The organism is Mucilaginibacter sp. 14171R-50, assembly GCF_010093045.1.
Taxonomy (GTDB): domain Bacteria; phylum Bacteroidota; class Bacteroidia; order Sphingobacteriales; family Sphingobacteriaceae; genus Mucilaginibacter.
Window position 1 is genome coordinate 3414931 of sequence record NZ_CP048115.1, and the last position, 14547, is coordinate 3429477.

Genomic DNA, 14547 nt, shown 5'->3' on the forward strand with positions numbered 1-14547 from the left:
AAAGTATTATATTTAACGGCACTCCTTTAAGGAATATGCCGGCCGCCTTATGAAACTTAAGTTAAACAGTAACCTGCAGATAGGCTTTGGATCAGCCCTGTTGATCCTGATCCTTGTTGGTATTATCTCGTATGCCACCCTTCAGAAGTTGTTGATGAGTAACCACGCGGTGGCACACAGTAACTTAGTCATAGAAAAGCTGGAGCGTACCCTATCGGTAATGAAAGATGCCGAAACCGGGCAGCGGGGCTACTTGCTAAGCGGCGATCGCCGTTTTTTGGAACCTTACAATGGCGCTTACCGGCACGCACTCGGCCTTATTGGCGAAGCGAAAGTGCTTACGACAGACAATGTTGGCCAGCAGATAAATATGGCTTCGCTTAAGGCGATATTAGAACACCGCCTTGGCATCCTACGGGCACTCATCGAAAAAAAGCAACGTAACGAAACTATAACACCGGCCGATCTAAGCAGTGGAAAAATGGCCATGGATGCCTTACGTGCTGCAATTAATAAGGCCGAAACGGCCGAACGGCAATTGCTGTCTGAACGCACGGCGAGCCTTAACCGGTATGTTGCCCTTACGCCTTTTGCTATCTTGTTTGCCATTGGTTTAGCAATAATTATCTCACTTTTCTTTTATTACACCGTAATGCGTGATATAAAAGAAAAGGAGCGTTTGCAAAAAGAGCTATACGATAAAGAGCGCGAAACCGCGGCCTTTAATGAAGAATTAACCGCTGCCAACGAAGAGATAGCCGCAACTAACGAAGAGTTAATGACGATAAATGAGGAGCTGGCCGAAGCACAGCAGAACCTGGCTGAACTTAACCGGTCGCTTGAGGATAAAGTTGAGCAGCGTACCAAGGCGTTGATGGATAGCGAAGAAGAAACGCAGGCGCTTAATGAAGAATTAACCGCTATTAATGAGGAACTCGCGGCAGCTAACGAAGAAATGTTGGCCACAAATGAAGAGTTGGCCATGAGCCGCCAGGAACTTCAAAAAAGCGAGGCGCTATTTAAATCCATCGCCGTGAATATCCCGAAGTCGCTTATTATTTTGGTTGACACCGACCAGCGTTTTGTAGCCGTGGAGGGGGACCTGATGCACCAATTGGGTTATGATAACCCTGACTATATAGGCCGGCGTGCAAATGAAGTGATACCGGTTGACCGTTACAACGATGTTAAGCCGTTATTTGAACGCGCCCTTGCCGGAGAACATATTACTGAAGAGCGTAAAGGCGCGGATGGTACCGATCTGAGAGTTGACTTTGTACCACTTAGGGACGATAAGCAGGCAATTTATGCGTTACTTATTATAGCGCTGGATATTTCTGATATTAAACAAGCAGAAGAGCGCAGCGCTAAACTCGCAGCTATAGTAGAATCTTCAGATGACGCTATTATAAGCAAAACGCTTGATGGCGTTATCACCAGTTGGAATCGTTCTGCTGAGCGGTTATTTGGATACGCTGAGTCGGAAGCTATAGGGCAGCATATCTTGAAACTGGTGCCCGCGGACAGGCATGAAGAGGAGCCGCGTATTATCGAGCGTTTAAAGAAGGGGGAGCGGATTGAGCATTTTGAAACCCTGCGCGTAACAAAAGATGGTAAATTGATTGACGTTTCTTTAACTATTTCACCGGTAAAAGATACAAAAGGTAATATCATTGGAGCCTCTAAGATAGCCCGGGACATTTCTGAAAGGAAGCGCGATGAAACCCGTAAGAACGACTTTATCGGAATGGTAAGTCATGAACTGAAAACACCGCTAACTTCACTTACAGCGCTGATACAGGCGGCCAACGTTAAACTTCGGAAAAGTGACGATCCGTTTTTAGCCAACGCCATGGACAAGGCAACCATGCAAACACGTAAAATGGCCACCATTATCAATGGCTTTTTAAACATTTCCAGATTAGAATCGAGCCAGATACACATAAATCCTGAGCGATTTGACCTGGAAGAACTACTTGAAAGTGCAGTGCATGAAGCTGCACTTTCTGCAACCAGCCACAAGATAATATTTGACCCGTCTACGCCTGTGATAGTTGAAGCCGACCCGGATAAAATAGGATCGGTAATTTCCAACCTGTTAAACAACGCTGTTAAGTACTCCCCGAAGGGGACCCATATAACTATAAATTGTGTGGCAACTGCAGGTGGCGCCCAGGTGAGCGTAACGGACGAGGGTATAGGAATAAGGGATACGGATAAGGAAAAGTTGTTTGAGCGTTTTTACCGGGTAGAGGGCGAGCATACCAGGCATATTTCGGGTTTCGGCATCGGTTTGTACCTAAGTGCCGAAATCATACAAAGGCATGGCGGCAAAATATGGGTAGAGAGTGAGTTTGGCGTAGGCTCTACCTTTTATTTTACGTTGCCGATTAAATAGATTTATACGCCCAATCTCTTATTGCAGGCATAATTTTTTTAAACCTTGTTTATCGCCGGTTGTTTATCTATATACGATATAAACCAATAATATGGCCGAAAACAAGATCACACAATGTGCCAGCCTGATGGCGGCCCAACACTTAACAATTGCTTTCGCCGAAAGCGCTACCGCAGGGTGGCTTTGCTCTGAATTTGCGCTTACGCCTCATTCCGGCGCGGTACTTAAAGGTGGTATAACCTGTTACGATGCTTCGTTGAAGGTAGATTTATTAAAAGTACCGCAACATCTTATTGATACCTACACACCGGAGTCGATGGAGGTTACCCGCGAGATGGCTTATTGCCTGGCGCGGCTTATCCCTTCAGATATACAGGTTACTGTAACAGGCCTAACCAGCCCCGGCGGCAGCGAAACCCCTGAAAAGCCTGTAGGTACCATGTTTGTTTTTGCCCTTATAAAAGGGCAGCCGGCAAGTTTCCGTAAAGTTTTTAAAGGAAGTTGCGAAGAAGTTATTCACCAAACCGTTGCAGCAACGGCCGAATTATTGATCAATGAATTACAGAAGTAAAACCTATGGAGATCCTTATTAAAATTTTTGGCGAGGGGAAAGACCTCAATGTCATTCAAATGAGCAGCCGGGGTGTTGTAGTGTTCTTTATAGCCCTGCTACTCATCCGTGTATCCGGCAGGCGCTCTTTCGGCGTTAAAAACCCGCTTGATAATATTATCACCATTTCATTAGGTGCGGTATTGAGCCGCGCAATAGTCGGCGTTTCTCCTTTTATACCGGTGGTGGTGTGCTGCTTTGTAATTGTGCTGCTTCACCGCCTTTTCGGATGGCTTGTAGCCACAAACAACCGTTTTGTAAGGGTTATGGAAGGGGATAAGATATTGTTGTTTGATAAGGATAGATTTCTGCGAGATCAAATGAAGCGCGCACTGGTTTGTGAAGAGGACCTTATGCAGGGAGTACGTAAATCGGCGCTTACCGAAGATATGGATAAGATAGATAAAGTGTACATGGAACGCAACGGCGATATTAGCGCCATAAAAAAACAAGGTTAGCCAGGATTTGCCCTGTTATTTGGGTTACGTTAACCACAAAAAAAGGCCCTGTAACTTACAGGGCCTTTTGATAAGCAGTTAATACAATTATTCGGCAACTGCCTGCTCGTTCACAAGGCTTTCAGCACAAGTGGTAAGCGCTTCATCAGTTGCTTTTTCGTTATCCAGGGTCTGCTGCAGCAGTTCGGCTACATCATCGCGTCCCATGGTAGCTGCCAGCGTGCGTAAGCCGCCATAAGTAGCTATCTCATAATGCTCTATCTTTTGCGCGGCTAAGATAAGGCCTGCATCACGTATCATGGTGCCGCTATCGGTATCTTCAATAATACCATTGCCTTCTTCAAGTAAACCGGCCATTGCATCGCATTTTTTTGCCGCAGGTTTTTCCTCCAACAGTTCAAATACTTGTTCCAGCGTAGCAATATGCGTTTCGGTTTCTGCCGTGTGTTTATCAATGGCGGCAGCCAGTTCGGGGCTGGTTGCTGCTTTTTTCATTTTTGGTAAAGCCTTTACCAGGTGCTTTTCTGCCCAGTAAATATCCTTTAACTCGTCAACAAAAAATTCATGAAACTCTGAATTTTCCATTTTTCCTTTTTTGGTTGTTTTTGTTTTAGTTGCCATGTTTTCTTAGGTTAAATGTATGTTGTTACAACAGGTGATACTTTGTTATTGTTTGAAAAAAAATAAGTTATAACGATAATTTTATTCTTAAGGTTGCCCTGCGCCGCCAGATGAACCGTAGATCTGCCCGGTGGCAAAACTTGCGCCGGGATCCGCCAGCTGAACGTATATCGAGGCCAGCTCGGCCGGCTGCCCCGGGCGCTTAAATGGCGTTTGCCCTCCAAAGTTTTTCAGTTTTTCCATACTGGCGCCGCCACTAACTTGTAACGGTGTCCAAACAGGGCCGGGCGCTACGCCATTAACGCGTATGCCTTTTGGTGCCAGTTGCTTAGCCAGCGATTTTACGTAGTTCATGGTAGCAGCTTTGGTTTGTGCATAATCATAAAGGTCGGGAGTGGGGTCGTATGCCTGTTCTGATGTGGTGCCAATAATAACAGATCCGGGCTGTAAATGCGGCAGCGCCGCCTTTATGATCCAAAACGGCGCGTAAATATTTGTCTTCATTGTCCAGTCGAACTGTTCGGTGGTGATATCCAAAATAGAGTCGTGGCTTTGCTGCCTGCCGGCGTTGTTTACTAAAATATCCAGTCCGCCAAGTTTGCTAACACACTCATCCACCAGTTTCTTGCAAAACGCTTCATCGCGCAGGTCACCGGGTATTGCTATCGCTTTTCTGCCTTCGGCCTTTATCAGCGCAATTACTTCCTGCGCATCGGGTTCTTCCGTCGGAAAATAATTTATGGCGACATCCGCACCCTCGCGGGCGTAGGCTATAGCAGCTGCACGGCCTATGCCACTGTCGCCACCTGTTATCAATGCCCTGCGGCCTGCTAACCTGCCAGATCCTTTATAGCTTTTCTCGCCATGATCGGGGCGGGGCGTCATTTTACCGGCCAGCCCGGGCCATGGTTGCGATTGCGCCTCAAAAGGCGGTTTTGGATATTTGTTGATCGGGTCTTCTAAAGGTAATGCTCCCATAATCTTATCATTATTAGTTGCAGCCAAAACCGGCGCTGCTGCAACAGCTGCAAGTGTGGTGCCAATACCGCCAATTACTTTGCGGCGGCTGATTTTGTTATTGTCGTCCATGTTAATTCGCATTTGATGGTTTTAAGATTATACAAAGGAGAAAAGCGGGTGTTTGAGTATTTGTAAGAAATAAATTTTATTATACGTTAAAACCTTGCCTTAAAAAATCTGTTCAAAATGATATGATCAACCGTGTCGGTAACGACTAATGCATATAGTTATCTATTTGAAGTAATATGGCAACAGCAGCAAAAAAACCAAAGAAACAAGATAAACAGCCCGGCATAGAGGCAGAAATGAACCCGGCACCAGAGTACATAAAGGCCGGCTATAAAGCTGCCGGAAAGCTTTTAGATAAAGTAGCTTTGATAACCGGAGGGGATAGCGGCATTGGACGGGCTGTGAGTGTGCATTTTGCTAAAGAAGGGGCAGATGTAGCCATTGTTTACCTGGATGAGGACATAGATGCTGAAGAAACAAAAAAACTGGTTGAAGCTGCCGGGCGGAAATGCCTGCTGATAAAAGGCGATGTAAAAGACGACGGCTTTTGTAAAAAGGCGGTTAAAGAGACAGTAAAGAAACTGGGCAAATTAAACGTTTTGGTAAATAACGCCGGAATGCAGTTTCCGCAGAAAGATGCGCAGAACATCAGCAAAGAGCAATTGGAGATCACTTTTCGTACTAATATCTTCGCTTATTTTTATTTTGCCGAAGCAGCACTTGATTATTTGCAGGCAGGCGATTGCATCATCAATACAACCTCGGTTACCGCTTACAGGTCATCGCCCGCGCTTATCGATTATTCGTCAACTAAGGGCGCTATAACAACTTTTACAAGGTCGCTCGCAACCAATCTCACCGAAAAAAACATACGGGTGAATGCAGTTGCCCCGGGGCCTGTGTGGACACCGCTTATCGTATCAACATTCGACACGGAAAAGATCGAAAAATTTGGCAGCGAAACGGCCATGAAACGGGCCGGTCAGCCGTCAGAACTTGGCCCGGCCTATGTGTTCCTGGCTTCAGACGATGCCTCATATATCACCGGGCAGGTTATTCATGTTAACGGCGGCGAGGTGGTTAACGGTTAAAATTTTCATTTATTAACAACTACTACTATGGAAAATAATAAAAAAACAGCATTAATTACCGGTGCGACAGAAGGTATTGGCAAAGAACTGGCTAAGCTATTTGCAGCCGACGGGTATAACTTAATCATCGTAGCGCGCGACGAGGCGGAACTGGCGAACACAGCGGCTGAACTTAAGCAAAGCGGTATCGAAGTAAGTACCATCTCTAAGGACTTGTCGGATATGGAGCAGGTAAAAGCGCTGTGTACAGAGGTTACACAACAGGTTGATGTATTGGTAAACGATGCAGGGCAAGGTGTGTATGGTTTATTTATTGATAACGACCTGGAGCGTGAGCTGGACATTATTCGTCTTAATATTTGCGCTACAGTTATTCTTACCAAGCATTTTGTAAGGCAAATGGCCGCCCGCGGCGAAGGAAAAGTGCTTAACCTTGGTTCGATTGCGGGAAAAATGCCCGGTCCATGGCAGGCGGTATATCATGCTACCAAAGCATTTGTACTTTCGTTTACAACAGCCATCCGCGAAGAATTGAAGAATAGCGGCATAACTTTTACCGCGCTGTTGCCTGGCCCGACAGACACTGATTTCTTTAACAAGGCAGATATGAACCAAAGCAAGATAGTACAGGATAAGGAAGCCATGTCTGACCCTGCTGATGTTGCGAAAGATGGTTACGAGGCGCTGATGGCCGGTACCGACAGGGTAATATCGGGCTTTAAAAACAAAATGCAGGTTGGCGTAGGTAATATGATGCCTGATAGTGCCGTGGCCCACACCATGGCTGAGCAGCAAAAGCCTGTAGAGTAACAAAAGCAGCCTTGCATAAATACTTTCATATAACGTTATCACCAATAAGCCGCTTATTTAGCGGCTTATTTATTGAGATGGATATCATGTGCGCCATAAATTGACAGATGTGTTGTACAAAACTTTGTAATTGTTAAATTAGCCATCTATACTACAAACTATGTTACGACGCAATTTTATAAAACTATCGGCCGCAGGGGTTGCCTCGGTTATGTACAGCAGGTTAACTTATGCTACGGTTACCGGCGGTTCGCTTATTAGCCAGCCTGATGAGGCATGGGCGCAGGTTGCCGGTCAATGGATCAAACTTACCGGTAAAGGCGGGTCGGTATTTATCCATCAGGATATAAGGGTCGAAATCAAGTCGGGCGCCAACTCGCGCGCGGTGTATGTGCACGCGCCACTTAGCGAATTGCAGGCTGTTAAACTCAACTGGAAATATCAAACTGAAAAATATTCGAAAATATTGGGAGACCATTGGGAGCGCAGCTATGGCGACCTGGCATGGCGAGCCCCTGATGCCAATGTAAAAAAACCGTGGTACGCATTGTTGTACGATGGTAAACAAACCGCTTGCTTCGGCGTTAAAACGGGCGCCAACACCATTTGCTATTGGCAGGTAAAACCGGGCAGCATTGAACTTACCATGGATACCCAATCGGGCGGCGTAGGTGTTAAACTTGGTGAACGTACCTTGCATGCGGCCGATATTGTAACAGGTATCAGCAAACTGCACGAAAGTCCCTACAGCGCTTTAACAAATTTTTGTAAGGTGATGTGCACAAATCCGCGTTTGCCAAAACAGCCGGTTTATGGCATTAACGATTGGTATGTGGTGTATGGTAAAAACTCTTTTCAAACTATCAAAGATCAAACCGCTGCAATGGCCGAAATGGTTACCAGCACGGTTAATCGCCCGTTCTCGGTAATTGATGATGGCTGGCAGCAACCTGACGATTTTTCGCTGGTGAACGATAAATTTAAGGATATGCATAAAACGGCCGACGAAATAAAAAGCCATGGTATGCGCCCGGGATTGTGGACACGCCCTTTGATAGCCCGGCGGGATGATAGTAAAACGCTGCTTGCCCCTAAAATACCAGGGCGCGGCCAGGATGACGAATTAATACTCGATCCCACAGTACCCGAAAATATAGCCCGTGTAAAACGCAATATATCTTTGTACAAGCAATGGGGTTACCACATGGTGAAGCACGATTACAGCAGCTGGGATATTTTTGGCAAATGGGGTATGCAAATGAATGATAACTTTACAACACCCGGCTGGAAGTTTCACGACCAGACCAAAACCAATGCCGAGATCATTAATAATCTGTATGGCGCTATCCGGGAGTCGGCGGGCGACATGTATCTTATAGGCTGCAATACATTTAGCCATTTATCGGCAGGAGTGTTTGAGCTTAACCGTATCGGCGACGACACAAGCGGCAGGGAGTGGGCACGCACCCGGAAAATGGGCGTAAATACGCTTGGTTTCCGCTTGCCGCAAAACAACACTTTTTACGCTGCCGACGGAGATTGCGTAGGCTTAACCAAGTATATTCCCTGGGCAAAGAACAGGCAGTGGATGCAATTGCTGGCCGAAAGCGGTTCGCCGCTATTTATATCAGCTGAATTAGATATATTAGATAATGAAAAAAAAGCAGCTATAAAGCAGGCTTTTACTGATGCCGCAGGGGTGCAACCAAATGGCGAGCCGCTCGACTGGTTAACTAACCAGTTCCCGGCGAGGTGGAAACTGAATAACAGGGAAGTAAATTTTAACTGGGATATATAATTATATTAACTTTATAATGTAATAAGTAGATAAAATTAGAAACCATGGCAGCAAATAAAACCACTGAAAACACCGCAAGCGTGGACGATTTTATAAACAAGATCACTGACGAAACCAAAAGGCATGACGGGCATCATCTGGCTGAAATTATGAAGGAGGAATCGGGGTTTGAAGCTAAAATGTGGGGTAACGCGATAGTGGGTTTTGGAAGTTATCATTACAAATACGAAAGCGGGCGCGAAGGTGACGCACCGTTGGTTGCTTTTTCGCCACGGGCAAATGATTTTTCGTTGTATATATCACCGGGTGATGCTAAAACAGGGTTGCTGCAAAAGTTTGGAAAGCATAAAATGTCGGGCAGTTGCATTCATGTGAAAAGACTGGTCGACATCAACGAAGATGTTTTGCGGGAACTGGTACGGCAGGGCGTCAAGAATATGCAGGAGAAACACCCGCAAGTGTAATGTTTAATTCATAAAAAACCCGGTACGTTTTTAATGTACCGGGTTTTTTTGTGTAAAAAGTTTATCAATCAAATCCACCATGGCGGTTTGCTTTAACAGGCTCGGGCCATTTGGCAGGCTGCCCGTTACGTCCGGCGGGGAGGTTGTTCGATTTGTCGCGCGGGAACTTTTCCGGATCCTCGCTTGCCATGTAAACCAGTATAGCGGTCAATATAGCATTGCTGCGCAAATCATCAAAAACTATCTTATCATAAGTATCGCGGTTGGTGTGCCAAGTGTAATTACCGTACGACCAGCTGTTTGAACCGAGTGAAAACCCGGGGGCACCCACGGCTACAAAAGAGGCAAAATCAGATCCGCCTCCGCCCGGTGCACCCGGAAAATTGGTTTTGATCTGGTGGCGGATGGTGTCGGGCACAGCCTCGAGCCACCGCGTTATAAAGTCGCCTGCTTTCTCGAAACCCTGGCCGCTAATGTTTACCACACGGCCGGTACCATTATCCTGGTTAAACAGGGCCTGCAGGTTTGCAACAATCTCCGGATGATCCTCAACAAATGCGCGCGAACCATTAAGTCCTTGCTCTTCGCTGCTCCAATGGCCAACCAATATGGTACGTTTTGGGTGTGGATAAACCTTTTTTAGTATACGCATAGCTTCCATCATGGTCAAAGTGCCTGTACCGTTATCAGTCGCGCCGGTACCGCCGTCCCATGAGTCAAAGTGCGCAGAAAGCATTACGTATTCGTTTGGCTTTTCGGTACCTTTTATTTCGCCAACAACGTTAAAAGTTGGTACAGTACCGCGCTCTTTTGATTCGGTTTGGATAGTGATACGTGGTTTTTCATTGTTTTCGGTAAGGCGATAAAGCAAGCCGTAATCCTCAAGGGCTATATCAACCGTAGGGATAGTTTTGGTATAGGCAGCAAATATTTTATCCACACCAAAACCTGCGCTCCAATAGTTGGTAATGATACCCGCCGCGCCGGCCTTTTCCAGCGCTACCGGTAAAGTTCGGTTAGTTAAGCCTGTATTGCTGATGCGTTTGCGCCATGCAGCGGTTTGTGAGGTACGTTCGGCTTTCATTTTATCTATTGACCCGCTTAAGCCAAACTCTTTCCAGTTATCATCCGGGCGGCCTGTTGGCTGGTTCATCGATATCATTACAAACTTGCCCTTAACTGCCGGCAGCCATTTTTGAAAAGCTATTGAATCTGCAAGTTCAGGTAAAATAATCGTTTCGGCGGTAACCGGCTTTTTCATGCCCGGGCTCCAGGCCAGTTGTGTGCCTTCAATGCTGTGAACGCGCGGGTAAACCATATCAATATGCGATATCCCGCGTTCCCAGCCGCGCCATTCACCCCATTTTTCCTGTCGGGCAGTAATGCCCCAGCCTTTGTACTTATCAAGCGCCCATTTGCCGGCCTGGTCAAACTGTGGGGTACCTACAAGGCGCGGGCCAATGCCATCAAGTAATTCGTGGGCGAGCTTTTCAAGCTGGGAGTTATCGTTTCCCTCTTTTACAATATTATCCACAACCTGGCTTTTGGTTTGTGCAAAGGTTGTGCTGCCGGCAAATAATGCCGAGGCAACAAGCAGTTTGGTAAAGTTTTTCATATCTGTTTGATATAGGGCTTAGTTTGTATAGCGAATGTATAAAATGCAGGGCTTAAAACATATTTACACATAAGTTACCTGTGTAACATTCCTGTTGTATACAAACATAGCGGTGGCGTTTATAATACAAAAAAGGCTGATTAAAATCTAAAATTTTTAAAACCAATTGGCCCGTTTAATGCTTGATACATGATACTAACTATCAACCAATAATGGCACAATTAGATGTTCAGCCCAAACGCCGCCGCTCCGTGTGGATCTGGCTCATATTTTTTGTTTTGGCTATAGGTGTAGCAGTTTTGTTATACCGCGGCTGTAACCGTTCGGCCCCGCTGAAGATAGACAGCACTGATACGGTAGCAAAAGACAGCAGTAAAATTGACACCAATGTAATTGTAACCACGCAGCCCGATTGGAACGCGATAGATTTTAACATACCCAAGGTAAAATATGATGAGGTAACCGACACCGCCATCATAGTTAGAGGTACCGATAAATATACAATTTACAGCATGGGTGAAAATATCTTGTTCCCGCCTGACGAAAGTACCTTGCAGCCATCCGCCGAGTCAAAGTTAAAGCAGGTAGCGGCATCCCTGGAAAAACGATATAAAAAAGCTGCTATTGCCATTTACGGACATACTGATTCGGTTGGATCGGAATCAGACAACCATGCACTGGGTACCAGCCGCGCAAACGCGGTTAAGGACTGGCTGCTTACCGAGGGTGGTATCGAGGCCGGAAACCTGTCAGTACATTCGCTCGGCGAAAAACAGCCCATTGCTTCCAACAAAACAAAGTCGGGCCGGGCGCAAAACCGCAGTGTAGAAATAGTAGCCTTTACAGAAGGCCCGAGACAGTAAATTCAACCCAATAAATTATGGCTTTAGATAACAGTACAGATTACGATGACCTGCAGGAGTTAAGCGATAGTGACTTTGAAATAGCAGACGGCCAACCCGATATATTTGGCTGGGATGTTATTGATACGCATAAGAACAAAGTAGGAGAGGTGTACGAGTTGATGTTTAACCCAAACACCCGTAAAGTACGCTACATAGTAGTTGATATGGAAAGCAACGATGTTGACCTTGAAGAGGGCCGGGTATTGGTACCTATTGAAGTGGCCGATTTTGACCTTGACAACGATAATGTTAAATTGCCGGGGGTAAGTGTTACCAATTTACTTTCCCTGCCGCTGTATGAAAAAGGCCGTGTAATTGACCACGAAACGGATGAGGAAATACGTATAGCACTGGCAAAAGCAGAAAAGGATGCGCCTATTCCGCCGGGTTCGCTTAATGTAAGCCAGACAAAATTTTATGGCAAACACAAAAATGGTTAAGACAACGCCCGGAGGATGTACCTGCCAAAACGCTTGGGCACTTGTCTGCTCAGCGATTCCTCACAACCCCTTCAGGATCTTTAAGCATTTGCGATAAGCTATTTTAAAATATTGTCTGTGATCTTGGCAATATCAACAGTTATCTTGTTGATAAATCCTAATTGTTCTTTCATTAACAGGTCGTCGGCCGTTAGGGGCACGGAGGGAATTTCCGGTTTCGTAGTTTCGGCCGTTTTTGGGGGTGTTGAAATCTTTTCTGTGCTTTCGCCGCTTAATTTTTTTTCGATTTCTGTCAAAACGGCTATACTGCGTTTAACGAGTTTTAACATATCGGTATGCGGGCGTAATTGCCCTAACCTAATTAATGCTGACGCTATGTTTGCCGTATAGGATGCTAAGATATGGTTGAGCACCACAAATTTATGAATGTCCTTAATGCTTCGCTGCTTACTCTTGGGCTCGGAGGTCATGCGCTCAAAAGCGGCCGATAAGTTAGCCGAATTTACATATACGTCTTTTCGGGCAAGCTTATACTCGGTAATTTCAACCGCTTTGCCCGAAATACTTTCTGATATTTTTTTCAGGTAATTAACATTAGCCCTGATAACAGATCTAAGCGTTTCGTTTATCTGTTCAAATTCCCACGTCGGGAATAAGGTGTAGCTGCCTATGAAAGCTATGCCAGATCCTATTAACGTGTCAATTATGCGTTCCTGCGCCACGTTTATGAGGCCTAAGCCTAAAAATTTAAAAAGTATAAGTACATAAGGCGTGGTGAATATAACGGCCACTATATAATTTAACCGCAGAAAGCTATAGGTGCCTATCATAAATACAATCAGAAAAACAAACTGGGCCGTTTTATCGGGCACAAAATTCAAGATCAATATTCCAATTACACCACCTGCCATGGTACCTATCAAACGCTGATAATTACGCTGTTTAGACAAGCTGAACCCTGGTTTAAGTATTACAATAATGGTAAGCAACACCCAATAGCTGTGCCCGCCAAGTGATACATTCTTGGCGGTTATAAAACCAACCAAACACACAATGGCTACCCTTAAGGCATGTTTAAAGGCCCCCGAGTTAAAGGTAAGGTTATCTGTAAAAATATGCGGTGCATAATCCTGGTGGGTTACAAATTTAGAGTATTCTACATCAGTAGGGTTTTGCACTAAACTGTCAGATGCTTTAGAGTGATAGTATTTATAAATGTTTGATATGCTTTTGCTCAGGTCCCGCAGGTTTATAAGAATCTTTTTTAGCACCAGGTTGCTGGTTTCCTTATCATCTGTACCTACAGCGTCAATTTTAAGTTTTAGCTGCTCCAGCCGCAGTTCAAGATTGCTTAATTTTTCCGGCCGGTCATTGGCCAGTATGGAATAGCCTATATTGTCGAGGTCATCGGCAACATGATGCAGAAAGTCGGCAATATCTTTCAGGATACCCGTGTTTTCAAATTTCTCGCGGATGTAGTTATAATCATAATGGGTGGCCATTATCTGTTCAAACATATCCACCAGGTCTATAAACGTTAATACAATTACCCGGCTGGCGGGGGTTGATTCTTTAACTATTAAGCGGCTCTTAAAAAGTATTTCGCGCACGGCGTCCTGATGATTGCTGACCTGTATTTGCTGCAACACCAGTTTGCGGTAGTTAGCATCAATATCAACATTGCCCGAATAAAAATCAGCTTTTATACGTAAAAACCGGGCAATATCAGCCACATTTTCGCCAAGTACCTGCTGTGCCGCCCGATAAGGCCTTAACCCCACAAAAACAAGGCTAAATGCCATGTACCATAGGCCGCCACCCACAAGTGTAGCGCAAAAGGCAGGCAGTTGTGGTAAGGGTACAGCCTTATCCATCATCAGTATCATAATAAGCAATGCCGAGGTGCCTATAGATGCTGCACGGTTGCCATAAACCGTAAACATGGAAAACAGAAAGGAAAATATGGTGATCTCTGCACCCAGTGTGTAAACATTGAAACGGGCAAAACCGGTAATTACAGCTACGGCCAACATACATAAATTACCCGCAGCCATGGCATTGCGTTTGTGGGATATTGGCCCGGGACCATCGACAGTACAGATGCAAAGCGCGCCAAGCGACATGGTTAACCCCATGCTGAAATTGCCTAATTGCATCATAACCAGCGATGGTACCAAAATGCCGACAGACATACGCAACCCGTCCGAAAAATACTGGCCGTAAAAAAAGCTTTTTATTTCTCTTTTAGGGTTGTTCATCTACTCATTATTAGGCGTTGAATTTATTATGCAAAATTAAACAAATAAAA

At 45.3% G+C, this 14547-nt stretch carries 13 protein-coding genes; 9 read left to right on the top strand and 4 right to left on the bottom strand.

Annotation, left to right across the window (positions count from 1 at the left end; genetic code table 11):
* The first annotated feature begins 49 nt into the window (after positions 1-49).
* The 3 genes from GWR56_RS15535 (at position 50) to GWR56_RS15545 (ending at position 3466) form a co-directional block, all read left to right on the top strand.
* Entirely contained in the window at positions 50-2398 is a 2349-nt protein-coding gene (locus GWR56_RS15535; protein ID WP_162432136.1) for a PAS domain S-box protein, read from the top strand.
* Positions 2399-2489: 91 nt separating this feature from the next.
* On the top strand, positions 2490-2969 hold the full coding sequence (locus tag GWR56_RS15540; protein ID WP_162432137.1) for a CinA family protein: 480 nt from the start codon (positions 2490-2492) through the stop codon (positions 2967-2969).
* A 5-nt stretch (positions 2970-2974) separates the two neighbouring features.
* Positions 2975-3466 carry a DUF421 domain-containing protein gene (locus GWR56_RS15545; RefSeq protein WP_162432138.1) on the top strand — a complete coding sequence of 164 codons (492 nt, stop codon included), beginning with the start codon at positions 2975-2977 and terminating at the stop codon, positions 3464-3466.
* A gap of 87 nt (positions 3467-3553) precedes the next feature.
* Here the strand turns inward: GWR56_RS15545 and GWR56_RS15550 are convergent, their stop codons facing one another.
* Positions 3554-4087, bottom strand: coding sequence for a ferritin-like domain-containing protein (locus GWR56_RS15550; RefSeq protein WP_162432139.1), 534 nt, complete (start codon positions 4085-4087; stop codon positions 3554-3556).
* Positions 4088-4174: 87 nt separating this feature from the next.
* Positions 4175-5176: an SDR family oxidoreductase gene (locus GWR56_RS15555; RefSeq protein ID WP_162432140.1), complete on the bottom strand. Its 1002-nt coding sequence runs from the start codon at positions 5174-5176 to the stop codon at positions 4175-4177.
* Between the two features lie 176 nt (positions 5177-5352).
* Between GWR56_RS15555 and GWR56_RS15560 the strand changes: the two genes are divergently transcribed.
* From GWR56_RS15560 to GWR56_RS15575, 4 genes are all read left to right on the top strand, one after another.
* Positions 5353-6207, top strand: coding sequence for an SDR family oxidoreductase (locus tag GWR56_RS15560; RefSeq protein WP_162432141.1), 855 nt, complete (start codon positions 5353-5355; stop codon positions 6205-6207).
* A gap of 27 nt (positions 6208-6234) precedes the next feature.
* On the top strand, positions 6235-7017 hold the full coding sequence (locus GWR56_RS15565; RefSeq protein WP_162432142.1) for an SDR family oxidoreductase: 783 nt from the start codon (positions 6235-6237) through the stop codon (positions 7015-7017).
* A gap of 160 nt (positions 7018-7177) precedes the next feature.
* Positions 7178-8815, top strand: coding sequence for a hypothetical protein (locus tag GWR56_RS15570; RefSeq protein ID WP_162432143.1), 1638 nt, complete (start codon positions 7178-7180; stop codon positions 8813-8815).
* Positions 8816-8859: 44 nt separating this feature from the next.
* A complete protein-coding gene (locus GWR56_RS15575; RefSeq protein WP_162432144.1) occupies positions 8860-9279 on the top strand; it encodes a DUF1801 domain-containing protein in 420 nt (139 codons plus the stop codon).
* Positions 9280-9343: 64 nt separating this feature from the next.
* Here the strand turns inward: GWR56_RS15575 and GWR56_RS15580 are convergent, their stop codons facing one another.
* Positions 9344-10894, bottom strand: coding sequence for a M20/M25/M40 family metallo-hydrolase (locus tag GWR56_RS15580; protein WP_162432145.1), 1551 nt, complete (start codon positions 10892-10894; stop codon positions 9344-9346).
* Positions 10895-11106: 212 nt separating this feature from the next.
* On the opposite strand from GWR56_RS15580, the gene GWR56_RS15585 reads away from it, so the two are divergent.
* Both GWR56_RS15585 and GWR56_RS15590 read left to right on the top strand, forming a co-directional pair.
* Positions 11107-11757 carry an OmpA family protein gene (locus GWR56_RS15585; RefSeq protein ID WP_162432146.1) on the top strand — a complete coding sequence of 217 codons (651 nt, stop codon included), beginning with the start codon at positions 11107-11109 and terminating at the stop codon, positions 11755-11757.
* Between the two features lie 17 nt (positions 11758-11774).
* Positions 11775-12239, top strand: coding sequence for a PRC-barrel domain-containing protein (locus GWR56_RS15590; protein ID WP_162432147.1), 465 nt, complete (start codon positions 11775-11777; stop codon positions 12237-12239).
* A 98-nt stretch (positions 12240-12337) separates the two neighbouring features.
* Here the strand turns inward: GWR56_RS15590 and GWR56_RS15595 are convergent, their stop codons facing one another.
* Positions 12338-14497, bottom strand: a complete 2160-nt coding sequence (locus GWR56_RS15595; RefSeq protein WP_162432148.1) for an FUSC family membrane protein — start codon at positions 14495-14497, stop codon at positions 12338-12340.
* Between the last annotated feature and the right edge of the window lie 50 nt (positions 14498-14547).